Origin of the sequence: Mucilaginibacter pedocola (genome assembly GCF_002013915.1) — a bacterium.
Classification (GTDB): Bacteria; Bacteroidota; Bacteroidia; order Sphingobacteriales; family Sphingobacteriaceae; genus Mucilaginibacter; species Mucilaginibacter pedocola.
The window spans coordinates 118846-144113 of the sequence record NZ_MBTF01000038.1 but is presented as its reverse complement, the minus strand read 5'-3'; the positions used below and the strand labels follow the sequence as shown (position 1 = coordinate 144113).

At 48.5% G+C, this 25268-nt stretch carries 22 protein-coding genes; 3 read left to right on the top strand and 19 right to left on the bottom strand.

Annotated features, from left to right (window positions below):
* Positions 1-25 precede the first annotated feature (25 nt).
* The 3 genes from BC343_RS28385 (at position 26) to BC343_RS28375 (ending at position 2863) form a co-directional block, all read left to right on the top strand.
* Positions 26-946 (top strand): LysR family transcriptional regulator, encoded by a 921-nt coding sequence (locus tag BC343_RS28385; RefSeq protein WP_078351194.1) that lies wholly within the window; start codon positions 26-28, stop codon positions 944-946.
* 251 nt (positions 947-1197) lie between these two features.
* The gene (locus BC343_RS28380) at positions 1198-2226 is read left to right on the top strand and encodes an aldo/keto reductase (protein ID WP_078351193.1); all 1029 of its coding nucleotides are present in this window, start codon (positions 1198-1200) and stop codon (positions 2224-2226) included.
* 283 nt (positions 2227-2509) lie between these two features.
* Positions 2510-2863 carry a DNA-binding transcriptional response regulator gene (locus BC343_RS28375; protein WP_162276967.1) on the top strand — a complete coding sequence of 118 codons (354 nt, stop codon included), beginning with the start codon at positions 2510-2512 and terminating at the stop codon, positions 2861-2863.
* A gap of 369 nt (positions 2864-3232) precedes the next feature.
* Here the strand turns inward: BC343_RS28375 and BC343_RS28370 are convergent, their stop codons facing one another.
* The 19 genes from BC343_RS28370 to BC343_RS28280 form a co-directional block, all read right to left on the bottom strand.
* Positions 3233-3481 carry a hypothetical protein gene (locus BC343_RS28370; protein ID WP_078351191.1) on the bottom strand — a complete coding sequence of 83 codons (249 nt, stop codon included), beginning with the start codon at positions 3479-3481 and terminating at the stop codon, positions 3233-3235.
* Positions 3478-4107 carry a pyridoxamine 5'-phosphate oxidase family protein gene (locus tag BC343_RS28365; RefSeq protein WP_078351190.1) on the bottom strand — a complete coding sequence of 210 codons (630 nt, stop codon included), beginning with the start codon at positions 4105-4107 and terminating at the stop codon, positions 3478-3480. The genes BC343_RS28370 and BC343_RS28365 overlap by 4 nt, the downstream gene beginning before the upstream one ends.
* A 93-nt stretch (positions 4108-4200) precedes the next feature.
* Positions 4201-5475, bottom strand: a complete 1275-nt coding sequence (locus BC343_RS28360) for an MFS transporter (RefSeq protein WP_162276966.1) — start codon at positions 5473-5475, stop codon at positions 4201-4203.
* Between the two features lie 9 nt (positions 5476-5484).
* Entirely contained in the window at positions 5485-6363 is an 879-nt protein-coding gene (locus tag BC343_RS28355) for an alpha/beta fold hydrolase (RefSeq protein WP_078351188.1), read from the bottom strand.
* 65 nt (positions 6364-6428) lie between these two features.
* Entirely contained in the window at positions 6429-6731 is a 303-nt protein-coding gene (locus tag BC343_RS28350; RefSeq protein ID WP_078351187.1) for a putative quinol monooxygenase, read from the bottom strand.
* Between the two features lie 66 nt (positions 6732-6797).
* Positions 6798-7475, bottom strand: a complete 678-nt coding sequence (locus tag BC343_RS28345) for a type 1 glutamine amidotransferase domain-containing protein (protein ID WP_078351186.1) — start codon at positions 7473-7475, stop codon at positions 6798-6800.
* A gap of 171 nt (positions 7476-7646) precedes the next feature.
* Complete coding sequence (locus BC343_RS28340) at positions 7647-8456, bottom strand: alpha/beta fold hydrolase (protein ID WP_202909882.1); 810 nt, start codon at positions 8454-8456, stop codon at positions 7647-7649.
* A gap of 256 nt (positions 8457-8712) precedes the next feature.
* Positions 8713-9120, bottom strand: a complete 408-nt coding sequence (locus BC343_RS28335) for an EthD family reductase (protein WP_078351185.1) — start codon at positions 9118-9120, stop codon at positions 8713-8715.
* A gap of 111 nt (positions 9121-9231) precedes the next feature.
* On the bottom strand, positions 9232-10938 hold the full coding sequence (locus BC343_RS28330) for a sodium:solute symporter family transporter (RefSeq protein WP_078351342.1): 1707 nt from the start codon (positions 10936-10938) through the stop codon (positions 9232-9234).
* Between the two features lie 79 nt (positions 10939-11017).
* Entirely contained in the window at positions 11018-12508 is a 1491-nt protein-coding gene (gene araA / locus BC343_RS28325; RefSeq protein WP_078351184.1) for an L-arabinose isomerase, read from the bottom strand.
* 43 nt (positions 12509-12551) lie between these two features.
* The gene (locus BC343_RS28320; protein ID WP_078351183.1) at positions 12552-13919 is read right to left on the bottom strand and encodes a glycoside hydrolase family 27 protein; all 1368 of its coding nucleotides are present in this window, start codon (positions 13917-13919) and stop codon (positions 12552-12554) included.
* A gap of 44 nt (positions 13920-13963) precedes the next feature.
* Complete coding sequence (locus tag BC343_RS28315; protein WP_078351182.1) at positions 13964-14665, bottom strand: L-ribulose-5-phosphate 4-epimerase; 702 nt, start codon at positions 14663-14665, stop codon at positions 13964-13966.
* Entirely contained in the window at positions 14662-16365 is a 1704-nt protein-coding gene (locus tag BC343_RS28310; protein ID WP_078351181.1) for a ribulokinase, read from the bottom strand. Before BC343_RS28310 ends, BC343_RS28315 begins: the two co-directional genes overlap by 4 nt.
* 172 nt (positions 16366-16537) lie before the next feature.
* Positions 16538-17929, bottom strand: coding sequence for a sialate O-acetylesterase (locus tag BC343_RS28305; protein ID WP_162276965.1), 1392 nt, complete (start codon positions 17927-17929; stop codon positions 16538-16540).
* Between the two features lie 201 nt (positions 17930-18130).
* Positions 18131-18997 carry an alpha/beta hydrolase gene (locus tag BC343_RS28300; RefSeq protein WP_143822392.1) on the bottom strand — a complete coding sequence of 289 codons (867 nt, stop codon included), beginning with the start codon at positions 18995-18997 and terminating at the stop codon, positions 18131-18133.
* 261 nt (positions 18998-19258) lie between these two features.
* Positions 19259-20455 carry a Gfo/Idh/MocA family protein gene (locus tag BC343_RS28295; protein WP_078351179.1) on the bottom strand — a complete coding sequence of 399 codons (1197 nt, stop codon included), beginning with the start codon at positions 20453-20455 and terminating at the stop codon, positions 19259-19261.
* Between the two features lie 4 nt (positions 20456-20459).
* Entirely contained in the window at positions 20460-21401 is a 942-nt protein-coding gene (locus BC343_RS28290; protein ID WP_238381891.1) for an FAD:protein FMN transferase, read from the bottom strand.
* Between the two features lie 92 nt (positions 21402-21493).
* Positions 21494-22480: a family 43 glycosylhydrolase gene (locus BC343_RS28285; protein ID WP_078351177.1), complete on the bottom strand. Its 987-nt coding sequence runs from the start codon at positions 22478-22480 to the stop codon at positions 21494-21496.
* 183 nt (positions 22481-22663) lie between these two features.
* Entirely contained in the window at positions 22664-25135 is a 2472-nt protein-coding gene (locus tag BC343_RS28280) for a glucosidase family protein (RefSeq protein WP_078351176.1), read from the bottom strand.
* Between the last annotated feature and the right edge of the window lie 133 nt (positions 25136-25268).

Here is a 25268-nt window from a genome sequence, read left to right as displayed (position 1 = left end):
CTATTCACAATTAAACACACAGCACATGTTAAATCTCGAGTGGTTCAGGACTTTTAAAGTTATTTACGAAGCCGGCACGCTATCTGCCGCCGCACAGGCCCTTTTTATTTCGCAGCCCGGCGTAAGCCTGCATTTAAGCTCGCTGGAAACTTATACCGGCAACCGCCTTTTTGACCGCGATACCCGCAAAATGATTGCTACCGAAAGGGGCACTATGTTGTATAACTACATCATCGAGCATATGAATAAGCTGGAAGAGGCCGAGAATATATTCCACCGCCGGCCTAAGTCCGAGAAATCTACCGTAAGCGTAGGTATGTCGATGGAGATATTTCAATATATACTGGAAGAGCACGTTTCCGAACTGCCTTTTAACCTGATAACCCGCTTTGGCGATCATGCGCAACTACTACAAGAATTAAATAATGGTACGTTAGACCTCATACTTACGCCCCACAAAGGCAGCCAGCACAACCTGGAATACACACCATTTACCACCGAACGTATTGTACTGATATGCGGTGGCAAAACCGATACAACCGAACTAAACCAGCTATTAGCGGCAAGCGACATGCAGGCCGTGAAAGATTGGCTAACCACCCAGGTTTGGTACACCACCGCTGCAGATATGGAACACCTTAAAGGCTTTTGGTCGGCAAGTTTTAATGGTTTGCCCGGCTTTAGGCCCAACTATGTGGTGCCGCATTATGGTTCGATATTGCGATGCCTCAGCAATAACAAAGGCTTCGCCGTGATGCCCGATTTTATGTGCAGGCAGGAGATAGCCGCTGGCCTTATCAAACTGGCATGGGCAGGCAGCCCGCCGGTAGAAAATACCCTTTATTTTGGTAAACGCAAGGTAACGGCCTGCGCCGACGAGATAAAGCAACTGGAGGCCATCCTGTCAAAAAAACGGTCCGCCTGCACCGAAAAGGTGCTGAACTAATACCCTCCTAATTGGCCTTGCTGCCCGCCCCCACGGGTTTAGCAGGGCTATTCCTTCCATCATGACTTTCCGCCATTCAGCCAGGTATAACATGGCATTTGGTACCCCTGTAATGCGCTTATCATCAGTTTGTTTATAGGTGTTATTAGTGTAACTATTTATATATCAGTGTATTTAATGCGAAATTTATATGAGCGGCAAGGCTGCTGCTTTTCGTCTTTCGCAACACGCCACTAAACATCATACACAATATGGAAACACATTTTCAACGTAACCAAACAAGGTACCGCCCTTTAACCCGGCTGGGGCTGGGTGGGGTAGCCATAGGCAACGGCTTTCGGGTGAACGACGACCGCTCGGCTTACGAAACCATGGAGGCCGCCTGGACTGCAGGCATTCGGTATTATGATACCTCGCCGCTTTATGGTATGGGCATCAGCGAGCACCGCATGGGCGTATTTTTGGCCAACAAGCCCAAGCACGAGTATACCTTATCATCAAAGGTTGGGCGCATATTATACCCGCACGAGAACTTTGATGTTGGGCAAAATATTTGGAAAGGAAACCACAATTTTGGCTACCGGTACGATTATACCGCCTCGGGCACGCGCCGCAGTATCGAAGATACTTTGCAGCGCATGGGTGTATCATCATTGGATATTGTATTTATACATGATATATCGCCCGAGAATGTGGATATGAACGAGAACTGGGTAGAATACTTTAAAGCTGCCCAACAGGGCGCCATGCCCGAACTTACCAAAATGCGCGAAGAAGGCATTATTAAAGGTTGGGGGATAGGCGTTAACCGACTGGAGCCTATTTTGCGCACGCTTGAAGTTGCTGATCCTGACATCTTTCTCTCGGCTACCCAATACTCATTGATACACCACGAGTGCGAGCTGAACAAGGTGTTTCCGCTTTGCGCCGATAGGGGCATTTCGGTAGTGGTTGGCGCGCCGCTAAATGCGGGTTTCCTGGCCGGTAAGCCGCGTTATAATTACGGTAACGAGTATCCGCGAGCAGCCGCTAAAAAGCTGGGTGCTATACGTGCCATAGCCGAGCGGCACGATGTGAGCCTACTATCTGCCGCCCTGCAGTTCAGCGCTGCGCCGGATGTGGTATCGGCCATTATTCCGGGTGCGCATAATCCCGAACAGGTAAAAGAGATAGTAGCATCGGTAAACTGCAACACCATACCGCCCGAGTTTTGGGAAGAACTAAAAATGGAAGGGCTGATAGCGGATAACGCGCCTGTACCGGTTGCCATGCTGCAGTAGATGAAGCCGCGGGTGGGCTGGATTTGTACGGTTACTTTTTGAGTGTGAAGTCGCCGCATACAAATGCTCACAACATAAAACGTTCCGAAGGAACGTAAGATACTTGTTTTCTATTTCTACCTATAAAACATCCCTATGGGATGAAAAAAAATCGTTCCATCGGAACGGCTTATCGGTAGACCTTGAATAGATCGTGATTGCACGTTCCATAGGAACGTTTTATGTAAGCGGCTTGGATCGGACTTGTTTTTCTTTTTCCTGTTTAATGATACCTGCCCTTATAATGAAAACGATATTGATATACGATGCCGATGAAGACCTTGCCGATATTATGTGCATGGCGCTCGAATTGGAAGGCTACCGAACCTATGGCTTTAATGATGCTAAAGAAGACTGCCTCGGTTTAATAAACTATACCGGCGCACAACTGGTGTTACTGGATTTTATATATGCCGGCGAGCTAACCACAAAATGGTGCCATGCCATTAAATGCTGCCACCCGCAGCTACCGGTAATTGCCCTAAGCTGCAACTTTAATATCGATGAGGTATATGCCCAATGTGGTTTCGATGACCGCATCCGCAAGCCATTTGACCTGGAGAACCTGTATGGTACAGTGGGAAAGTATCTTAGGTAAATGAGTGGCGATACCATTGGTATATAAGCCTCCCCTTTGGGGGAGAAAGCTTTGTAGGAAATACCCAAAGAGCCGTGGGGATCGCGGGTTAAAGCCGCTTAATTAAGCATCTTATTAGCCCGTAGGGCTGAAAGCTTTGTAGAAAAACATCCAACAATACAGCCGAGCGCCGTAGGTGCTCAACAAACTCGAGTTCAACACCTAACGGCGTTGTTTTTTGCCATATGTATTTCTACAAAACTTAAACCTCTACGAGGTTTCGTGTTAATGACTCAACAAAATTGCCCATCAGAGTGCAAGGTTGGTTGGATTACCGGCAACCTTGCTTCCGATGGGCTTCCTTATGACTTGAGACTCTTTACTCAAGGCTTACTTCCCATCCGCATCAAATTCGTATTTATCGCAGCGGTCTTCGTACCAGCCGTTCACCAGTTGTTCCAGGCTTTCTATGTAAGCATCTATTGCTGCAATGCCTTCGATCTGCTTATCGCCTTCTATAAGTTTTGGCTGGGTTAAGCTTTCATCCGCGATCAGTTGGTATTTAGAGAAAGTGGCATCTAATCTTACTGTCCATTCATCGGGTTTGCTCAGGGTGTGCTTATAATATATAGTTATCATACTGCTTTAAGTTTTAAATTTTCCAGCTCTGTTTTCAGGCGTTGGTTTTCGGCTTCCAGTTCGGCAACGCGGCGGCGCTGAGGGGCAAAGGCCTGTTCTATTTCATCGGTAGTGTAGCGCGGGGTAATGTGCTGCGGGCAGTTCCAGTCGTAGGCTTGTATATCAAGCACCATCATACGTTCGGGGCGGTGCTTGTAATCTTCAGGGTCTATCTGGTCGAACAATCCCGGGTCATCGCTCAGTTCCACTATCCTTGCTTTGGCATATAGCTTTAACCTTGCACGGTGCGGGTACGATATCATAATGAGCGATACATTTGCGTTCGTTTCTATGTTCCCTGCGCTGATGTATTGTTTATTGCCGGCAAAATCAACAAAGGCGAGGGTATGATTATCCAATACTTTCACAAAGCCTTGCGGGCCGCCACGATGCTGTATGTATGGGTAACCGTTATCGCCAAAGGTGGCCATATAAAAATGGTCCTGGTGGGCTATAAAAAGTTCTTCGTTTTGGGTAAACCCATCTACCACGTTCTTCTTTTCGGCTTGCTCGTAAACCCGCCGGCTGCCGTGTTGGCTCTGCAGCGCTTTGGCCGCATCAGAAAAAGCCAGGTTAGCGTAATTCATAATGGTAATAAAATAAATATTGCATCAAATTTAAGCAGAGAAGTAGCCTGCTGAATGGTGTTTATTATACCAATAATGGTACTTTTCAACGATTCAGGCTACTGTTGAAGTGGTCACTTGCCCGGTACTATTCCTGGCATAGAAAAGCCTGCGGCGTTGCTGTATTTCTGCAGGCTGCCAAACTTTGGCTGATAGGACAGCGAGTACTATTGCCATAACAATAAGCGAGCCTGTGGCGATATGTTGCCCCGTATTCAGCAACCAACCCATCAGCAGCGGGCCTATGCCATAGCCTGCAAACAGCGCGGCACAGCCCAGCGCTATCAGCCGCCCTGCCGCAATGCCCGAAACGGGCAATTTAAGCACCCCAATAAATAAGGGCTGCGAAAAGCAGTACCCAACTGACATAAGCGCCAGCAGGCACTCCGCCATCCACAGGGGAACGTGCAGTAACATTATGAACAAGCCGGCAATGGTGACAATAAGCCCCCAGTAAAGTAAGCGTATTACTTTGGTATCCCAATGATAAACGAACATTAAAATGGTAATGATCAAGCCCGGCAAGCCAAAAACGAGGAGTGCATTAGCGGTTTCGGCCTCGCTTATTTGGTAAACCGAATGGAAGTAAACGCTCACCCAAACAAAAACACCCGAATGGAACATCCCCGAAAGAAAGGTAAAAGCGTAGGTATACTGGACCTGCCGAACGATGTGGAGTGGTAATTGCTCATGCACAGCAGTGGATTTATGAGCGGTTGGGATATGTGCCTTGCTGCACCATAAATGCATGAACCAAAGCCCCGCGCTTACAAAAGCAATAAAACGGTAGAGGTAGGGCCAACCAATGATTTTGTTTAACCAGCCGCCAATGCACGGGCCAAATACCATTCCCGTTGCCATAAAGAATATAAGGGTGATCATGCTGCGAAGCGCCATTGCTTTATTGCTTTGCCGCGTAACCGCGACAATAGCAGCGGGCAGCATTATGCCGGTAGCCAAGCCTGTAAGCGCCCTAACGAGCAAAAAACTCTCTGCCGAACCTGCGCCGCTTAACAATAATGCCCCAACGGCCATAGCGTAAAGCGAAAAGGATAAACACCGGTTTGGTTGCTTAATAAGAGCCCGAAAAAATGCCATCCCCATTGCCGAGATAGCAAAGGGAATGGCAAAAGCAGGTATGGCCATCTCCATTAATGGCGAACGGAATGCGGTAACGTACCCGGGCAGCAAAGGCGCGATAAGGTAAAGCTGGAACATGAGTAAAAAACAGGATGCGCCAACGATGGTATTGAAAAGCAAGGCAAGCGGCCCGGCAGTTTTACTTGCCGGGGCCGCGTACGTCCTTTTTATCCTGCATGTGTGCTGCATGCCCATGGGTTACTGCTTGTTGGCCACTTTACGGTTCAGGAAATCTCTTATGGTGGCGGCTATTTCAACTCCATGGCTCTCCAGTGCAAAGTGGCCGGCTTCGTAAAGGTGGTACTCAAGGTTCTTCACATCCTTTTTATAGGCCTCTGCACCGCCAACGGGGAATATATAGTCGTTTTTACCGTATACGATCAGCATTTCGGGGTTGGCCGTGCGCAGGTACTCTTGCCAGGCAGGGTATTTGGGCGGGTTGGTTTGGTAGTCGTAAAACATATCAAGCTGTATGCGGTCGTTTTCCGGGCGCTCTAAATGGCGCAGGTCTATCTCCCAGTTATCGGGGCTTACCACCGAGGCATCGGCCACGCCATGGGTATACTGCCATTTCAAACCTTCAGCATTGTGGAAGGTGCGCAGGGTATCTTCTGCCTCTTTATTGTTTTTATCGGCCCAGTAGGCTTTAATTGGGTCCCAAAAAGTTTCCAGCCCTTCATCGTAGGCGCAGCCATTTTGTACAATAAGGCTTTGTATACGTTCGGGGTATTTTGATGCTAACCGCCAGCCAATGGGTGCGCCGTAATCCATCAGGTAAAGGCTGTATTGGGTAATGTTGAGCTTGCTCAGCAGTTCTTCCACAATGAGGGCCATATTGTCGAACGTGTAGGCGAACTCGGCTATTGGTGGTTGTTCGCTGCGGCCATAACCGGGGTAATCTGGCGCTATAAGGTGGTATTGATCGGCCAGGTCTTCGATCAGGTTCCTGAACATGTGCGACGAGGCGGGATAGCCATGCAGCAATACCAGGGTTGGCGCATCCTTGGGCCCGGCCTCGCGGTAAAAAATGCTGGTGCCCTTAATGTCGATAAAATGGTAGGTGGTTTGAGTTTTCATTATAATATGGGTTTGATGTGTATGTAAGTGGATATGCCAACTGAGATGGCGGATATGTGGAGGTGTCAGAAAAATAGCGGCGTAGTGATGTTCACCTCGCGGGCTTGCAACAAGGGGACTATCTGGCCTGCAACAATACTTTGGTAATGCTCCGAATTGCGGTGCTGTGCAGCCGCAGACTCGTTCATATAACCTTCAAACAGCAGCAGGGTATTAGGGTCGGTATCATCCTGCTGAACATGGTAGAAAAGGTTGCCCGGTTCGGCGCGGGTGGCTTTAACTACTACAGGTAACAGGCCGAGCACCGTTTGCAGTTCGCCGGGTTTTACTATCCATTTGGCTATTACGTGTATAGCTGTATTTTCCATAGCTGGGTAGAGGATTTTAAAATAGGCCGCCGCTACACGGGCATGGTGGCGGCCGTTATGATAAGATCAGTTGGTTTGCTCGAGTATGGCCTTAACCTTTTCGCCCACGCCAGTGCCCGATGCCGGGTTTTGGCCGGTTACAATGTTACCATCAGCAATGCTGAAGGGCTGCCATGGGGCTACCGTGTGGTAAATTGCACCTTGAGCGGTAAGCGCGGTTTGCAAATCAAAGGGCACATCTTCGCGGGCGTAGTTATCTTCTTCGGCAGTGGTGAAAGAGGAGATGTGTTTACCGTTCACCAGGTACGAGCCATCACTCAGTTTTACGTTAAGTAAGGATACAGGGCCATGGCACACCGCGCTTACAACCGCACCACGTTCGTAGGTTTCGGCAACTATTTTCTTCAGCAGGGGGGCTTCGGGCAGGTCAACCATTGGTGCTAAGCCACCGGGTACAAAAATGGCATCGTAGGTACTCACGTCAACGGTTTCCAGTTTAACAGCCTTCTGCATATCGGCCCAGCCTTTGCCTGTTAAAAACTTAAGGTTGCCCGGGTCGGCGGCCAAATTCAGTGCATCAAGGTAGGGGGTATCGCCGGTAAGGCTGGCAAAATCTATCTGGTAGCCGGCGTTTTCCCAAACCTCGTAAGGGTGCGCCACTTCGGGCAAAAAGTTGCCTGTTCTTCTGTTATGAGGGCCAATTGCATTTGCGTTAGATACGATGATCAAAATTTTCTTTTTCATGATTTTGTTAATTTAATGGTGTTTTGTTTTGTGTTAATTGTTAGTTATTACACTACAAATGTGGCTTTTAAGCCCGCCCCATAACAAGGAAGCAAGTCACAGAAAAAGTGTGAGGTAAATCACTTTGCCGCCGGCTATTACAATGGTTTTTCGGGTAGGTAGATGCAGGGCTTATTTCAGGGCAGCAGCGCGCAGTATCATCTCGGCCACTTTTTCGGGCTGCGATAACATGGCCACGTGGCTGGCAGGTACCTCCATAGTGGTAGCGCCTATGGTTTTGGCAGCTTGCCGCTCAATACCCGGCGAAATGATTTGGTCGTTACCGGCCACTACAAAAAAGCTGGGCTTATTTTTCCAGGCGGGGTTGCTCACTTTGGCTTGTATGCAACTGATGTGGAAACGCCCCTGCCCGGCGGCTATCAGGCGGGCTTCCTGCTCAGGCAGGTCCTGTGCAAAGTATTTTACCACGTCCTCATCCTTCATCCGTATAAAACCGCCATCAACAATAGGTGCGGCAAGCCCGGGTACTCTGGGTATGTTTTTCACCTCGTGGGCGTCTTTCTCAATATCTTCAATACTTTGGCCATCGCCGGGCGCGTAGGCTGCAACATATACCAGCGAGGTAACTTTATCGTTGTTGCCCGCCTGTGTAATTACAACGCCGCCGTAGGAGTGGCCCACTAATACGGCTTTCCCTTCAACTTCGGCAAGTGCGCGGTTGGTAAAGGCAACATCATCATCAAGCGAGGTAAGCGGATTTTGTACAGCGATGGTTTTATAGCCCTTTTTTTGCAGGATGGGGATAACCTTATTCCACGATGAGCCATCGGCAAAGGCGCCGTGAACCAATACGATGGTGGGCTTTTCGGCACCAGGGACTTCAGGTTTTGTGGTAGTATCGGCAATGGGGGCTACAAATGCCATGCAGATGATGGATGCTATGCCGGTAAGCGAGGCGGCGGCGGTAAATTTTGTTTTCATAGCGATGTGTGTTGTTTAGTGGTTTTATATTGTTTTCACTAAACCAAAGGTCGCTATGGCAGGGATGCAGCGTATATCAGCCGAATGATATGTGTTATAAACGGAGTGATAGGTAGGTTGGAAAGAACGCACTATGAATTTAGCCGCAATGCTTTTTAAAAGCGGTCCCTGCATATGCAAGTAAATGAGAAACGCAAAAAAAGCGAAAGCCTGCAAATGTTAGTCTGCAGGCTTTTACTTTTTTATCTATGGCTAACTATCTTACCACTTCGCTCACCAGTATAACGGGCGTTACATTGGTGTAATTGGCAAAATCGGCCCTGATGGCAGGTATATGAGGGGCAACGGCCGCCTGGTATTCTTTAAGGCTTTTTACATAGAATGTGCCAATGGCCATATAAGGCAGTGGCTGGTTCGGTACGCCAGCAGCCAGTCCTTTTTCGATAGTATACTTCACCAAATTGGTGCCCAGGTACCCGGCTACCATGGGCATGTGTTTGGTTTCGTAATACTCCATATTAAAGGTTTTGCCCTCTGCGAATGGGTACATGATCACTATTTTGGTTAAGCCCTTGTCGGCACCGGCCGAAGGTTGGCTTGTTTGGCTAAATGCCCTAAAGCTCGCCGCCAGCAGCAGGAACGATAAAATAAGCCTGAATTTCATTTTTTAAGGTTTTAATTGTAGGATTTGAGTAGGTAAGACCATTGGTTAAAGCCTTCTCCATCAAATATCTACAAAATGGCTGTATTTACAAGTGTTTGAAATTTACTTTCTTTACCAAAACCTTACATAAAGCGTAGTTAACAACAAAAGCGTTACCACAATAAGCGCCAATGTGCTTCGCTCCACCTTGAACATGCTGGCATCTATTTCCAGTGCCTTTGCATTAACCTTTGGCCCGGCAAGGCTTACGGCTACCATTACGATGATGGTGAACAAGAATGACAAGCCCATGCATATCAGGAAGGGTATCTCCCAGGTGCCGTTCGCCCTTGGGAAGGCGGTGTACAAAAATGTTTCGTGCCCGAACCATGCTGGTGCGTAGTTATTAAACACTACCGACATACCAAAGCCTGTTAATATACCCGCAATAGCGGCGGTGCCGGTGGTATGTTTCCAAAAGAAGCCTAAAATAAATATGGCAAATATACCGGGGCTAATAAAGCCCGTATATTTTTGGATGAAGGTAAAGCCACCCTCACCGCTTATACCCAGCAAATCTTTCCAGGTAAGGGCGATAGACAGCGCCATGGCCGCAAATATTACCCAACGGCCTACTTTAACCATATCCTGCTCACTGGCTTTTTTCACCATGTGCTTTTTGTAGATATCCAGCGTGAAAATGGTAGATATGCTATTTGCCTTACCCGCCAGCGAAGCAACAATAGCCGCCGTAAGCGCTGCTACCGATAGCCCCTTTAAGCCCGTTGGCAAGAAACCAAGTACGGCAGAATAAGCGTTATCAGAATTGAACTTACCGCCCGATAGCATCTCTGCCTGTAAGCCGCCATTTTTGTACAAAACATAAGCTGCAATGCCCGGTAGCACTACAATAACAGGCATGGCCAATTTCATTAAACCAGCGAATAGGATGCCCGTGCGTGCGGTCTTCAGGTCGGCGCCCAGGGCGCGTTGGGTGATATATTGGTTACAGCCCCAATAGTTAAGGTTCACTATCCATTGGCCTGCAAAATACATAGCAATGCCGGGTAGGGTTAAATATTTGTCGATATCTGCCTGTGGTGCGCCCGGCTTTGGTTTGGCTAATATCATTTTAAAATGGTCAGGTGCATCCTTAAGCATGGCGTTAAAGCCTGCCAGCGCATCTTTACCATAACCGAATTTTTCGCTTACTAAAGTTAGTGCAATGTATGTGGTAGCCAGGCCACCTATCACCAATACCAAAACCTGTATCACATCGGTAAAACCTATAACCTTCATACCGCCCAGCGTAATGAATAAGGCAAATACGGCCAATGCGATAATAATGAGGTGCATGCTATCCACGTCGCCGCCTATGAGGTTGTTTAGGGCCAGCGCCCCTAAGTAAAGGATAGAAGTAAGGTTTACAAATATGTAGAGGAACAGCCAAAAGATGGCCATTACAAAACTCACCGTTTCGTTATACCGCGTGTGCAGGAACTGCGGCATAGTGAATATTTTATTTTTGAGGTAAATGGGCACAAACCATACCGCCACAATAATAAGCGCTATAGCAGCCACCCACTCGTAAGCGGCAACGGCCAAACCTACGGCGAAGCCTGTACCGCTGGCACCAATAAATTGCTCTGCAGATATGTTAGAGGCAATAAGCGATGCCCCAATGGCCCACCAGGTAAGCGAACCTTCGGCCAGGAAGAAATCCTTACTGTCGGATACGCCCTTGATCTTCTTGCGGCTGTATACCCAGTAGCCGTAGCCCGATACAACAATGAAATAGACAACGAAAATGACGTAATCTATCGTAGTAAATTTGTTCATAATTTGGTTTAAATTGATTCGGTTTAATATTACAAAAAACAGGCGGCCCGTTCCCATCCGGCCGCCTGTTTAATTTATGTTAACGGTAAGCTACTTCGTTCCAGCGCAGCTCGTTGCGGAACTGCTCAATGGTAGTGCCTTTGCCTATGCGCAGGTATTCGATGCCCGCCATATCGGCAAAATCCTGTATCTGTTCAGCGCTCAGGTTTTGGCTGTAGGCGGTATGGTGTGCGCCGCCGGCGTATATCCAGGCCGCGCAGCCGGTCTTCATATCGGGCAGGGGTTTCCATAGTACGCGTGCAACCGGTAGTTTCGGTAGGTCGTGCTGCGGTTCTACGGCTTCTACCTCGTTAACCAATAAACGGAAACGGTTGCCCATATCTATCAGCGATGCATTGAGTGCATCGCCGCCGGCCACGTTGAATACCAAACGCGCAGGGTCGGCTTTGCCGCCTATGCCAAGCGGGTGTACCTCTAAAGCAGGTTTGCCGCCGGCCAATGATGAATCTATCTCCAGCATGTGCGAGCCTAATACCAGTGCGTTGTTCGGGTCGAAGTGGTAGGTGTAATCCTCCATAAAGGCATTGCCGCCCGGCAGGCCGCTGCCCATCACTTTAAAGGCGCGTACCAATGCAGCGGTTTTCCAATCGCCCTCGCCGGCAAAGCCATAGCCGGCTTCCATTAAGCGTTGCGATGCTATGCCGGGTAGCTGTACCATGCCGTGCAGGTCTTCAAACGTATCACTAAAGCCTTTAAAGCCGCCGTCTTCTAAAAACTTTTTCAGCCCCAGTTCAATTTTAGCCGCTTCGTAAACCGACGAATAGCCATCGCCGCCTTTTTTTAACGAATCTGCCATGGTGTAGCTGGCTTCGTACTCGTCGGTTAGGGCGGTAACTTCGGCTTCGCTGATGCTGTTGATCACAGCTACCAGGTCGCCAATACCGTAAGTATTTACCGAGAAACCGAATTTGGTTTCGGCCTCTACCTTGTCTCCATCGGTAACGGCCACAAAACGCATGTTATCGCCAAAGCGGGCAAATTTAGCGCCCTGCCAATCGTGCCATCCTGCGGCGGCGCGTGCCCAGCCGTTTATTTGGCCCAGCACTTCGGTATCCTGCCAGTGCCCAACCACTACCTTACGGTTTTTGCGCAGGCGCGATACCATAAAACCGAACTCGCGGTCGCCGTGGGCGCTTTGGTTCAGGTTCATAAAGTCCATATCGATGCTGCTCCATGGTATATCGCGGTTGTATTGGGTGTGCAGGTGCAGCATTGGTTTTTGCAGAATGTTGAGGCCGCGTATCCACATTTTGGCAGGGGAGAAGGTGTGCATCCAGCAGATCAAACCAATACAATTTGGTGCCACATTGGCCTCCTGTATGGTTTGGTAAATTTCATCGGTGCTTTTTACAACTGGTTTATATACCACGCGTACAGGTATTTGCTCCGCGTCATCAAGCCCGGCTGCAATGTGCTGCGAGTGCTCGGCAACCAGTTTTAAAGTTTCTTCGCCGTATAAATGCTGGCTCCCGGTGATGAACCAAACTTCGAATGTTTTCAGATCGATCATGTTGTTAGATATGTGATTTGAGATGTGAGTATTGAGATGAAAATTATTTTGTTGGTGTTAATTTGAATATTGCTGCGCCATGCAGGTTGATGGTTTGCCGGTAGCTGTTTTTATAGGTGCCGACGTCTTGTTTCTTCCACAAGTCGCGCACTTTTACTTTGCCTTTTATGCCGAGTGCTTTAAGGTCTACCGAAACTGCTTTATTGCTATCGCCGATATTGAACAGTGCCACGAAAAGGTCCTTACTGCCCTGTACATGCGAGTACCAAACCATCGCCCCATCCTTTTTGTAAAGTTGTTTGGGGTTTTCGCCTTGCTGGTTGGCGGCAAGCACTTCGGCATTGCTGAATAACTTCAGTTCCAACTCGCGGTTCTCGGGCAAGTTGCCGCCCAACATCAGAGGCGAGCGGTAAATGCTCCAGAAAGTCATGTGCGTATACAGCTCTTCTTCGGTGAAGCGGCTGTAGCGTTCTTCGCCTACGGGGCCGCGTTTTGATAGCTTGCCAATTTGTATCATATCGGCATCGGGCCAATGGCCGGGGCCACCCACGCCTTCCCAGCTCTTGGCATAATCGAACATGTGGAGTACTTCTTTCCAGTTATCCCAAAAATCGTCGGCCATGCGCCACATATTGGCATATTTGGTGGCGTGTGCTGCTTGCGCAACGGGCGTTTCGCCGGGCGAGAGGCTTAATACCATAGGCCTGCCGCAGTTTTGAATAGCCTTTTGGTAGCCTTCTACCTCGGCATTGCTGTATGGGCGCGATAGGTCGTCCACCTTAATAAAGTCAACTCCCCAACTGGCATACAGTTCCAGTATCGAATTAAGGTATTCCTGCGCGCCGGGTTTGCTCATGTTAAGGCCGTACATGTGGTTCATCCAGGGGCATTTGGAGTTGGTGTCGGCAACCATATCGGCAGTGATGCCATTGGTACCTTTAACCGGGCTTTTGCTCCAAACGGCCTGCCTTGGTATGCCGCGCATAACGTGTATGCCAAATTTTAAGCCTTTGCTATGTACATAGTCGGATAACGGTTTGAAGCCCGCGCCACCAAATGCCGATGGGAATTTTGTAGGCTGCGGTGTTAAGCGCCCCCATTTATCCATGGTGAGCCAGGGCACGTACGAGCCATCGTGCAGGCGCAGTTGAAAAGGGTTGCCAATATTGCTGCCCGGCGGGTTATCGTAGCTCCATAAAAAATCTACAACAATGTATTCCCAGCCATAGGCTTTCAGTTTATCGGCCATATAGTCGGTGTTGGCCTTCACCTCATCCTCGTGTACTGCCGAGCCAAAGCAGTTATAACTGTTCCAGCCCATAGGCGGCCGTTCGGCAATTTTTACTTGTGCCGATGCTGTAGCGCAAAGCGCAAAGCAGGCAATAACTAATATAAGTTGACGGAATTTCATATTGAATTTGATACCAATGAACTAATGACTAATGAACCATTGAACTAAGCCTGCCCATAATAAGAATCCGGTCCGTGCTTCCTTTCAAAATGCTTTTTCACCAGTGCTTCTTTCAGCCTTGGCGCGTTGGCATTTATTTGTTCGGTGAGGTAGGCCATGTGGGCGACGTTCTCTAACACGGCGCTATTGTACACGGCCTTTTCAGGCGTTTTTGCCCAGGTGAAAGGGGCGTGGTTGCCCACTAAAACCATCTCTACTTCCTCGTAACTCAGCCCTAATTCTTCAAAGTGGTTAATGATCTGGAAACCCGTTTCGTATTCGTAATTGCCTTTTATCTTATCATCGTGCATAGGCGGGCAGCAGGGGATATCGCAGGTGAGGTGGTCGGCATGTGTGGTGCCGAAGATGGGTATGCAACGTTGCGATTGTGCCCATGCCGTAGCAAAAGTGGAATGCGTGTGCACAATACCGCCAATGTTTGGCCAGTGCTTATACAACACCGCATGCGTTTGTGTGTCCGACGAAGGGCGGTGCTCGCCCTCTACGGTGTTGCCATCAAAGTCGACTATCACCATTTTTTCAGGCGTTAGTTCGTCATACGGCACGCCGCTTGGTTTTATGGCAAATACGCCCAAATAGCGGTCGGCAGCGCTTACGTTGCCAAAGGTAAACAGCACTAAGCCCAGTTTGGGCAGCTGCATGTTGGCATCGTAAGCTTGTTGTTTTATATGTTGATACTGGCTCATGCGGGTTGCTTTTCGGTTTTTGTTTTTAAGGCAGTTTGCTGCGCGATGAAGCCCCCCAGCGTTTGGTATTGGCTGTAGCGCTTTTGGTAAACTTCAGCAAGAGCAGGATTTGGTTCGTAGCTTACATCAAAGCCGCCACCCATGGACTGCATGGCCGCCTCTACATTGGGGTAAATGCCCGCAACAACCGCCGCAAACATGGCAGCACCCAAAGCACAAGTATGCGTAAATTGGTGTATGCGGATGGGCATGCCCAAAACATCGGCCATCATTTGCATAATGTATGGCGATTTTTTGGCCACCCCGCCAATGCCGATGATTCCCTTAACCGGTATGCCCTCGCTGATAAAGCGTTCTACAATACTCTTGGCTCCAAAGCAGGTGGCCTCGGCCAGTGCGCGGAACACACGCGGTGCATCGCTACCTAAATTCAAACCGCTAATGGCTCCCTTTAATGCCTGGTTGGCATCGGGTGTGCGGCGGCCGTTGAACCAGTCGATGGCCAGTTCGGTATTTTCGTCTACAGGTAACAGGGCGGCTTGGCGGCTTAGTTCAGGTATAATAAGGTCGGCAAGTTCTTCTCTTAAAGCTTCGGCAGTGATGCTGTCAATCAGCGTAGACTGCGATAACAGGTTATTCATCGGCCAGCTCAACAGATTTTTAAACCAGGCGTAAGTATCGCCAAAGGCCGATTGCCCGGCCTCTAAGCCGGCCATGCCGGGTATTACCGAACCGTTCACTTGACCGCAAATGCCTTTTACCAGTGTGCCTTCCAGTTCGGCGTTGGGCGCTACCAAAATATCGCAGGTAGATGTACCCATTACTTTGCTGAGGTAATACGGTTCTATTTGACCGCCCACGGCACCCATGTGCGCATCAAAAGCACCGGTGCCTACCATTACATTTGTCGACAAGCCGAGGCGCTGTGCCCATTCCGCGCTTAAATTGCCTGCGGCAACATCGGCCGTGTAGGTATCGGTATAAAGTTTATTGGTGATACCTGTCAGAAGCGGATCAAGCGAACTGAAAAACTCATCGGGAGGTAGTCCGTCAAATTCTTCGGCCCAAAGCGCTTTATGCCCCGCCGAGCAGCGTCCGCGTTTAATATCTTCAGCTTTGGTTCCGCCTGTCAGCAGGAAGGGCACCCAATCGCAATGCTCCACCCAGGAGTGTAATGCTGCAGCTACTTCGCTGTCAATCCTTAGCACATGCAGCAGCTTCGCCCAAAACCATTCGGATGAATAAATACCGCCTACATATTTCAGGTAGTTGGTATCGAACTTTTGGGCATGGGCATTTATTTCTTCTGCTTCGCCAATGCCGGTATGGTCTTTCCACAGCACGAACATCGCATTCGGGTTTTGGGCAAAAGCGGGGGTTAAGGCCAATGGCGTACCCGTGGCATCAACAGCAACAGGAGTAGAGCCGGTAGTATCTACCGATATACCTTTAACAAATGGGGCAATTGCCTCGCCACCTGCCTTGCGGATGCAATCCTTGATGGTATTTTCCAGCCCTTCCACATAGTCCAAAGGGTGCTGGCGGAATTGGTTTTCGGCGGGTTTGCAGTAAAGGCCCTTGCGCCAGCGCGGATAATTAAAAACAGAAGAGGCAATTTCCTGCCCGTTGGCGGCATCAACCAGAACCGAGCGCACAGAGTCGGTACCGTAGTCGACCCCGATCACATATTGTTTAGTCATTGTTTAGTTTATAATTGAGTGTTGAAATAACACTTATTTTTTTACAAAAAGAAATTTTGATGAAAAAAATTATTGAGACCGGACGGCATTGAAACAAAAATCGCCCTGAAGGCGTATTCAGGACGGTTTTTGCATTGTTTCTAATTTTGCCGGAAGGCGGTTAGTTTTTACATTAAGGGATGTATTCCCATTTTACAGCATTGGTGCGGAAAGGCACCATGGGCAGATCATCACCATTCACCAAATTGGGCATGGCAAATTGTGTCCAGGCAAAGCGGGCCTCTGTCGGGGCTTTTATATCTGCATTTTGTAATACAAGGGTATTGCCTTTTATGGTGGCTTGTGCGGACAGGTATTTGCCATCGGCACCGGCTATCTCAAAAAAGTCGGGTGATTTTCCGTCGCGGGTTTTTAAGCCGTTGGCGTTTTTAAAGTAGAGTACAAGCTTATCGCCTTCTATCTTTTTATGGGCGTAGGTTGGCTCCAGGTAGGGGATGCCCTTTTGGCGATAGGTTTTTGATAGTGCAAGATTTGCCAGGCGTCGGCCCACCACCCATTTGTACGATGGGTGTATATCGGTAATAACATCCACCAGGTCGGTAGTGGTAACAAAGGCGGTACCGGGTATTTGCGCGGCGGCTACCTGTTGCTCCCAAAACTTAGGCAGCGTTTCTATGGTGTGCGGTATGCCGTTGCGCCATTCGGTGTAGATATAAGGTGCTATCAATGTGTAATAGAACGGTAGTTGAGCCCCAAACTGTTTGCGCCAGCTGGCCACCATCGCCTGCATTTTGTAGGCGTAACGCATATCCTGCTCCTCTATCATACAGTTCGATTCGCCCTGGTACCAAATAATACCCTTTAGGCCGAACTGCCCCAGTGGTTTGATCATGCTGTTATACATTCGGCCCTCTTTTTCCTTATCCATGGCGGTACTATTCTTTTTAATATCCTCTTCAAAAGCGGGAATGTTTTTGTAGGCTATAGGTGGTGTCCATGGCTCTATGCGGCTACCATCCCAGGCTGAGGTGATAATGCCAATGGGTATATGCAACTTTGCCTGCAGCTGTTTGGCAAAATAGAAAGCCACAACCGATGAGCGCTCGAATATTCTGCCCTTTGCCTCATGCCAGCCCGTAGAAGGCACATCGGGCGTATCGTACTGCATTTCTACCTTCATGATGCGGATGCCGGGGTGTGGTTCTTTCATGGCCAACGCGGCAGAATCGGCACCTTTAGCAGGAGCAGCAAAATTATTGATGGTGCGGTCCATGGCGTAGTTCATGTTAGATTGGCCCGAGCACAGCCACACATCGCCAATAAGGATATTCTCCAGTTGCTTTGTCTCCTTACCGGCTGTAATGCTCAATACTTGCGGTTTGCTATTCGCATTACCTGTTGCCAGTTTTACATGCCACGCACTATCGGCAGCGGCAACGACGGTTTTTACCTGCCCGGCAAATGCCACGCGCACCTGTTGCCCCGGCGCGGCCCATCCCCAAACAGGCACCTGCGCGTTACGCTGCAATATCATGTTAGCGCTGATCACATTAGGCAATCGCATTTGTGCCATTAGCGGGGCGCTGCAAAGAAGAAGGGAGACGCTTATAAATATTCTGAAAATGGCAAGGTGTTTCATTAGGTTTTTGTTCGTTTAAAATGAACAGGATACAATAGTTTAAGATAGAGAATTGTTGCCAATGCCCTTTCCGTGATGGCTGATTGAAAGCCTTGGCGTTTCCGTACTGTATGAAATTTTTGTGTTTTAGTTCTGCTTCCAGCGATCTTTCAATATCCAGTTGATGCAATCGTCTATCCATTGCGTTTGGGCTGCCTTATTGTAAGCGCCGTAACCATGTTCGCCTTTGGCGTACAGGAAAAGTTCTACCGGCACGTGGTGCTGTTTAAGGGCCGCAGCAAAGTACAGGCTGTTGGCCACCTTTACGCCGCTATCATCCATACCATGGGTAATGTAGGTTGGTGGCGTATCATCGGTAACCTGCAGTTCGTTAGAGTAATAGGTAATTCTTTCGGGCGTTATATCCGGCCCTATGAGCCGTTCGCGCGATGTTTGGTGCGTAAGCGAATCGGCAAAGCTGATCACCGGGTATATTAGCACCAAAAAGTTGGGGCGAAGGCTGGTGTTTTTAGGATTTGATAATTCGGTTTTATTAAAATGCGCACCCACGGTAGATACCAAATGCCCGCCTGCCGAAAAACCCATAATGCCCAACTGCTGCGGGTCGATGTGGTACTTGGCGGCATTTTCGCGCACGTATTGTATGGCGCGCTGTGCATCGGTAAGCGGCACCAGCTCTTTGTGGTCCATTTTTGCAGGATCAGGCACGCGGTAATCCAGCAAAAAGGCAGTTATGCCGGCAGCTATCAGTTTTTTACAGGCAGGTATACCTTCTACATCATTAGCCCGGCCAACGTACGAGCCGCCCGAGCATACGATCACCGCTTTGCCATTAGCTTTGGCAGGCGCGTAAACGGTTAATTTTGGTATTTCGGCACCCGGTTTGGCAAAAGGTATTTGCCCCTCGGGATATAGTGGCAGGCTTTGCTGTGCAACACTGCACAGTGCAGAACATAGTAAAGTAAGGGTGAGTAAAAATGGCCTTATATTCATGTTTTATATCGAGTTCAATTGGTTTATAACGATGCTCCAAATTCACCAAATACCCCGCAGGAAATTTTATCAAGCAGGATAAGCTTATCCTTAGGTATCTTGTTAATCACCTTTAATGCTAACTCTTCATCCTCCAAAAAAATGTGGTAGCACTACATAATGCGAATACTTTTCCAGTTTGTTTTCGTTACCCCGGCCCTCCATAAATAAAGTCTATTTTACATAGAGTTGGCCTCTTTCCGAATAAAAAACACGGAGGTGTTAAACATTATACTCATCTTTCCAGTAGGCAGCGGCCTTGCTGTACAGCGCCTGGTTGGCCAAATGCACGCATATAGCCGTTTTAGCCCCGGTATGGATGTTAGAATCTGGCAGTTGGCCGGATTTTACTTTATCATAAAAATCGTTAAGCGCATACCAGGTACCATCTTTTGTAGGTTCGGGCAGGATAGGGGTGCCACCCTCTTTGTTCCAAGTGATGCGGGTGGCGCCGGTTACGCCATCAACCGTTCCTTTTTCTGCCAGCAGGCTTTTTTCGGGGTAGAACATCCCCTGGTCGGTTAATAACGATACAGTACCCTTTGTGCCTTTTATTTTAAACAGGTAGCCATCGCGTGCGTTTCCGCAGGTAGCGCCGAAGTTGCCCACCATACCCTGTTCAGGGTAGCGCAGCAGTACCTGCACGTTATCGTAAGTTTCGCGGCCGTCTTTGTAAACATCAATGCCCCCGGTAGCCTGAAATTCCGAAGGGTGCGTATCAAAGGCCCAGTTAATAAAATCCATTTGGTGCGATAGTAGTTCGGCAACCAAGCCGCCCGAATATTCTTTATACATGCGCCAATTGATCTGCCTCTCCAGCGATGCATCGGGCACCGGCCTGCGCCAGCTGCCATTGCGGTCCCAGCGGCAATCTACCTGGCTTATTTGGCCCAGGTAGCCTTTGTTGATCATTTCTTTAACCCTATAATACAGCGGCGAGTAGCGGTATTGGTGCCCCACTTGTACAACCTGTTTCGGGTGGCTTTTTACCAGTTTCACCAGGTTAAGCGCCTGGGGGATATCGTAGGTCATGGTTTTCTCCAGGTATAGGTGCTTATTGGCTTTAAGGGCATCAGCAGCAATTTGGTAATGCGCATTAAGCGGCACAGAAACCACCACAGCGTCCAGCTCCTTATCGTCAAGCATTTGGCGGTGGTCTTTAAACTGTTTATAGGCTTGGCCTTTTGCATACCTCTGCGCTTCGGCCAGGCGGAAATCCAACACATCGCAAACCGATATCATTTTAAATTTTTCGGGTAAGCGGGTTATCATATCTATAATACCTTTCCCCCTGTCGCCGCAGCCAATAACGCCAATTTTTATAATGCCTGTATCTTCGCCGGCAAAAGCATCCAATTTGCTTATTAAAAGCCCGCCCGCTACTAAACCTGTGTTTTTAACAAATCCCCTGCGATCCATCCTGTTATTTTTTTAAACCTTTAAAACCGGCGGTTACTGTATCTGCAACCGCGCCGTTAGGTTTTTTGTATATAATATATGCGCCAATATCCGTTCTATTCGCCAAAAACCGAAGCGTTTTTTTCAAACCCATTGTAATAAATGCGTTATCATAACCATCGGCCGTTATGCCATCCTGCGCCAAAACGGTAACGCTTATCATTTCGTTTTGGGTGGGGTAGCCTGTTTTTGGGTCGATGATGTGCGATATGGTTTTGCCGTTGGCCTGCAAATGCTTACGGTAATTGCCCGATGTGGTAACGGCCCCGTCGCCGGGCGTGATGAGTTTTCGCAAAGGTTCGGGCCGCATATCGTCGCCATCTATCGCTTCAATGCCAATTACAAAGGGTTCATTGCCGGGCTTCGTGCCCTGTATGCGCAGTTCGCCGCCTATTTCGGCTAAGTAACTATAAACATTGTGGCTTTCGCAAAAATTGCCAAGCAGGTCGGCAGCGTAGCCTTGCGCAATACCGTTAAGGTCTATTTGTACCCCCGGCGTTTTTTTGTGTAGGAAGCTGCCCGTGAGCCAAATCTTATCGCCGCCTACATTTTTTAGAATGGCCTTTACCTGTGCACTATCGGGAAAGTTTGCAGGCTTTTTTACACCAAAGCCCCAGGCATCAACCAGCGGCTTTACGGTAATATCAACCAAGCCATCCGTAGCGCGGTTTATCTCGAGGGCTTTCTTTATCAGCATTATGAAATCCTTATCAATAGTTATTCCTGTAGCTGAACGGTTAAATTGGCAAATGAGGGATGTGGGCCGATACAGCGATACCGAACTATCCAACCTGTTTAACAAACTATCGGTTTGCTGCTGGGTTACCACACTATCTTCGGCATAGTAAGTTACCTGGTAGGTGGTGCCCTGCGCATAACCTGTTATTTGAAACCTCTTTAACTCCAAGTTAGGTTTTGCCGCAGCTAAACAAAAGGCGATAGCGGCGAAACATAGGCCCCAAAAATACTTTGATAGGGTTAGATGCATAACATTGTTGCCTATTGATTTGGAAGGATGTACGGCCCCTTTTTCGTCCAGCCTATTTTCAGGTTGGATAGATACCACGATTTCCCCTTATCATTATTGCCCTGGTAAAACAAATAAGTTTGCCCGTCTTCGTCCTCAAAAATGCAGGGATGCCCCGATTCGCTGGTGTTCCAGCTTCCCGGTGCGCCGTTGGCAAGGAAGGGTTTATCTGATACGCGCTTCCAACTAATGCCATCCTTACTTTCGGCTACGCCTATTTGCTGCGGCACGTTATTGTAACTGCCAGCGTAAAACATGTATAGCTTATTGTTGCGTTTAATAACACTGGCACCTTCTATACATTGCCCCTCCCAATCTAAAGCCGGGTAGAGGATAGAATTATCACTCGCCTGCTTCCAATCCTCGCGGCCGAAATTGCTGCCGGCTTTGGCGGTAGCTACGCCTTGTTTCTGTATCTGCCCTGCCGGGTCGCGGGTGGCGAAGTACAGGAAATACTGTTGCTTGTAAAAATATACCTCGGCATCAATCGCCCGCCCGTTGGTCCAATCGCCTTTGGGCGAAAAAATAGGGTTTGAGGCATCCCGCGTAAAATGCAGCCCATCTGCCGATTGTGCATGGCAAATAGCATCCTTTGGCCCGTTGCCGTAAGTTTGATAAAACAGGTGTACCTGCCCGTCTCTGATCAATGCACCCGGCGCACAAAGCCCTTTTTTCTCATACTCGGCCTCGGGGCTTATTTCGGCAACTTTGTGCCAGTTGTATAAGTCCTTACTTTCGGCTATACCAATGTTCCATCCCTGCATACCATCGGCACTGTTCCTGAAAACCTGTTTAGAGTAATACATCAGGTAGCGGCCCTTAAATTTTACCACCACCGGGTCTTTGGCCACCATAATGCCGGTAGCCGAGGTATCGGTAAAATACATTTTAGGTTTTTGCTGAGCCGAAGTGCGGAAGCCGCATAGCACAGCCAGCAAGAGCAGGTATAATTTAGCCATTGGTATAGATGTATATGGTTAGCAAATTAAGCGTGCGGTGATAATACGCATTTTAATCCGATCTTTCTATAACGCAACGCTAAAGTATCTACACGGCACTTTCCCTTAAGCTCAATTTAGAATGGTTTGGGCATTGATGTGATGGCTGTTTTTTGAGCACCTTGCGCACAGCCCGATGATACCTTATTTCACTATAAAGATTGCCGGGCCGTTGTGGTTAAACTGCAAATCACCTTCGGCTGTAGCTTTTATAACCCGGTTTTTATTGTTGATAGCAACTGTATATTCCCTCCCGGGCGACATGCCTGTGAGTTTAAAGGTGTAAAGCCCCGTCGAGGCGACTTTCCAGCTAACCGAATCGTTATCCCAACGGTTCACGTTCAGCTTAATTTCAATGCCATTTTTCGATAGCAATTCTAACCGGTGCTCTTCCTTATTTTGGTGGTAGTATGTGAGTTTGTTGCCGTTTTTAGCCACACCAAAACCTTCGTTTGCCGAAACATTGAAACCTTTTGCACTGATGCGGTAATTATTCGTGCTTAAGGCGATGTGGTATTCGGTGCCTCGTAACGTGTAGTTAAATGCTGTGCCGTTAAGCGAAGCCACCATGTTAGGCTCAATACCCATGCGGTTCCATTTTGGGCGGATGCCGTAGATATCGCGGTAAAGCGCAGTAATAGAAGTGCATATGCCCGAAAGGATATCATCGCCCTGGCCCAGTTGTGTTACCCGGCTGTAGCGTTGCGACGATAGCCCATCTTTATTGTACTGCTTCAGGATGTTGTTGATGTACTTCAAAGCTATGGCTTTATCGTAACCCACGTAAGCTCGTATGCCCAGATAACCCCATGTCGGGAATATATCGCCATTCTCGTATTTAGGGAAGGGCCAGTTTCCGCTTTGCACTTCTTCGCGCTTGAACGATTCGAAGCAGAGCGGCCAGTGGAAAAGGTTTTCGGCAACGGTACGCTGCTCTATCTGACCGAGCACTTGTTCGATTCTTTTAGGATCGTCGCAAAGGCCGAAGGCAATGGCGGCAAAATTAACGGGCGTTACCAGGTTGTCGCCATGCACGCTGCCATCATTATCGCGCCAGTAAACGTATTGTTTTTTAGCTGCCGACCAAAAACCGCCTTCCTCAACAGGTTTATTAAAGGCCGTTTTAAGCTTCAGGGCAACCGACTTGTAGTAACCTGATTTTTGCGAATCGCCCATTACCCTTTCGCACTCGGCCCAAAGGGTGAGCGCCTCGTACATTTGGGCGTTTACAAAAGCATTTTCATAACTGGCCCATACAATATCCAGCCAGTCGCTGGCCTTGTGCTCGGCAATGTTATTGTTCATCATCTCGAAAATGCCGTTACCATTCGCATCACGTTTAATGAGCCACGCAAGCGCTTTCTCTGCGCTTTCGCGATGTGTGCGAAGCCAGTTAACATCGCCGGTGATATCAAATTGTTCGCTCAGGTTAATGATGTAACCCGTTTGCGAATCGATGGTGTAGCCCCACATGGCCTCGTAATAGCCGGTTTTGGGGTTGTAGGTGCCCGGTATCTCATCGCCGGCCGCGTTATGCCAGCGGGATAGTACCCTGCCGTCGGGCAGCATGGCCTCATCGCGTTCCTGGTTAAGGGTTGCCGAGAAGTTGCGGGTGTAATTTGGGTCGTTTATGGCCATGCCAACCTGCGCAAAAAATGGCTCGTGCAGGCATTTCCAGTTGGTGGTCCAGCCGTTGCCCCCCACAATATTATTATCAACCACGCCATACCTGCCGGTGGTATTCAGCAGCTCGCGTACGGCGGCGGCATCAATACCGGGTAAGTTCCCGCGCGAGTACTTCTCAAAATAGTTTACATAACTTAACGACAGGTGCATGCTCATCCCGCCCTTTTTTACCTGGCCTGGCGCAAATACATCTGTTTTTTGAGATACGAACCTGCTCTGATCATAACGTTGCCGCAGGGGCGTAGTGGTGGCAAGCTGGGTGAAAGTGAACTCGCCGTTTGGCCCCTGCGAATATTTTGATGCTGCGAATTGCCCTTGCCCGGCGTTGGCTTTAATAGCCAAACCATCGCCCGATGATGCATCCCAGAAAGTTACCCCCGCGGTATGTACACCGTAGGTATCGCCAACGGCTTTCAGGTATTTGCACCAAACCATACCGCCGTTATCCATAATACCGCCCTTCCAGGTATTCATGTCCGCAAAATTCCATTTGGGGAATGCCATATCATTCGGCTTAGCATTCTTGTCGTAATTTCTGTTTATCACCCAATCTACAGTATTGCCATTGAGTTTAAATAGCCAGGTTTCGGTTATAGTTAAATCAACATCGCCGTATTTTATACCGCTTATGGTAATGGCGTTCTTACTTTCGGAGACTTGTATCGATGCTGTATTGAGGGATGTGGCGCTGCCAATACCACTGTATATGCCCAATGGCGATAGCTTGTTTTTGCCTTTTACAAACAGCTGTTTTACAACACAGCCTTTGGTGTAATCTATTATCAGCTTAAGGCTCCCGTCTGCGCCCGTTATAGCAATGGTATGGTTGGTTTTGTTATGGATGATATTCCCGGTAGCCGCCTGCGAGTTTTTGGGCAGCAGGGCAATGACGAATATTATAGACAGGCAAAACTTGAAGCGCGAAAGCATAACGGATGGTTACTTGGTTAGATAAATTGGAGTTGCATGCCAAATATTGGTAAAAAACGGATAGCTGCGTAATAGTTAGCAAATCCTTTAAGTTTTCGGTCAAAAAGTGTAAATGCATTTTATATACATTGCG

What these genes read in the sequence shown, in the direction of transcription:
- BC343_RS28385 (WP_078351194.1), top strand. Translation starts at nt 26, where the DNA reads ATGTTAAATCTCGAGTGGTTCAGGACTTTTAAAGTTATTTACGAAGCC.
- BC343_RS28380 (WP_078351193.1), top strand. Translation starts at nt 1,198, where the DNA reads ATGGAAACACATTTTCAACGTAACCAAACAAGGTACCGCCCTTTAACC.
- BC343_RS28375 (WP_162276967.1), top strand. Translation starts at nt 2,510, where the DNA reads ATGAAAACGATATTGATATACGATGCCGATGAAGACCTTGCCGATATT.
- BC343_RS28370 (WP_078351191.1), bottom strand. Translation starts at nt 3,481, where the DNA reads ATGATAACTATATATTATAAGCACACCCTGAGCAAACCCGATGAATGG.
- BC343_RS28365 (WP_078351190.1), bottom strand. Translation starts at nt 4,107, where the DNA reads ATGAATTACGCTAACCTGGCTTTTTCTGATGCGGCCAAAGCGCTGCAG.
- BC343_RS28360 (WP_162276966.1), bottom strand. Translation starts at nt 5,475, where the DNA reads ATGCAGCACACATGCAGGATAAAAAGGACGTACGCGGCCCCGGCAAGT.
- BC343_RS28355 (WP_078351188.1), bottom strand. Translation starts at nt 6,363, where the DNA reads ATGAAAACTCAAACCACCTACCATTTTATCGACATTAAGGGCACCAGC.
- BC343_RS28350 (WP_078351187.1), bottom strand. Translation starts at nt 6,731, where the DNA reads ATGGAAAATACAGCTATACACGTAATAGCCAAATGGATAGTAAAACCC.
- BC343_RS28345 (WP_078351186.1), bottom strand. Translation starts at nt 7,475, where the DNA reads ATGAAAAAGAAAATTTTGATCATCGTATCTAACGCAAATGCAATTGGC.
- BC343_RS28340 (WP_202909882.1), bottom strand. Translation starts at nt 8,456, where the DNA reads ATGAAAACAAAATTTACCGCCGCCGCCTCGCTTACCGGCATAGCATCC.
- BC343_RS28335 (WP_078351185.1), bottom strand. Translation starts at nt 9,120, where the DNA reads ATGAAATTCAGGCTTATTTTATCGTTCCTGCTGCTGGCGGCGAGCTTT.
- BC343_RS28330 (WP_078351342.1), bottom strand. Translation starts at nt 10,938, where the DNA reads ATGAACAAATTTACTACGATAGATTACGTCATTTTCGTTGTCTATTTC.
- araA (WP_078351184.1), bottom strand. Translation starts at nt 12,508, where the DNA reads ATGATCGATCTGAAAACATTCGAAGTTTGGTTCATCACCGGGAGCCAG.
- BC343_RS28320 (WP_078351183.1), bottom strand. Translation starts at nt 13,919, where the DNA reads ATGAAATTCCGTCAACTTATATTAGTTATTGCCTGCTTTGCGCTTTGC.
- BC343_RS28315 (WP_078351182.1), bottom strand. Translation starts at nt 14,665, where the DNA reads ATGAGCCAGTATCAACATATAAAACAACAAGCTTACGATGCCAACATG.
- BC343_RS28310 (WP_078351181.1), bottom strand. Translation starts at nt 16,365, where the DNA reads ATGACTAAACAATATGTGATCGGGGTCGACTACGGTACCGACTCTGTG.
- BC343_RS28305 (WP_162276965.1), bottom strand. Translation starts at nt 17,929, where the DNA reads ATGCGATTGCCTAATGTGATCAGCGCTAACATGATATTGCAGCGTAAC.
- BC343_RS28300 (WP_143822392.1), bottom strand. Translation starts at nt 18,997, where the DNA reads ATGAATATAAGGCCATTTTTACTCACCCTTACTTTACTATGTTCTGCA.
- BC343_RS28295 (WP_078351179.1), bottom strand. Translation starts at nt 20,455, where the DNA reads ATGGATCGCAGGGGATTTGTTAAAAACACAGGTTTAGTAGCGGGCGGG.
- BC343_RS28285 (WP_078351177.1), bottom strand. Translation starts at nt 22,480, where the DNA reads ATGGCTAAATTATACCTGCTCTTGCTGGCTGTGCTATGCGGCTTCCGC.
- BC343_RS28280 (WP_078351176.1), bottom strand. Translation starts at nt 25,135, where the DNA reads ATGCTTTCGCGCTTCAAGTTTTGCCTGTCTATAATATTCGTCATTGCC.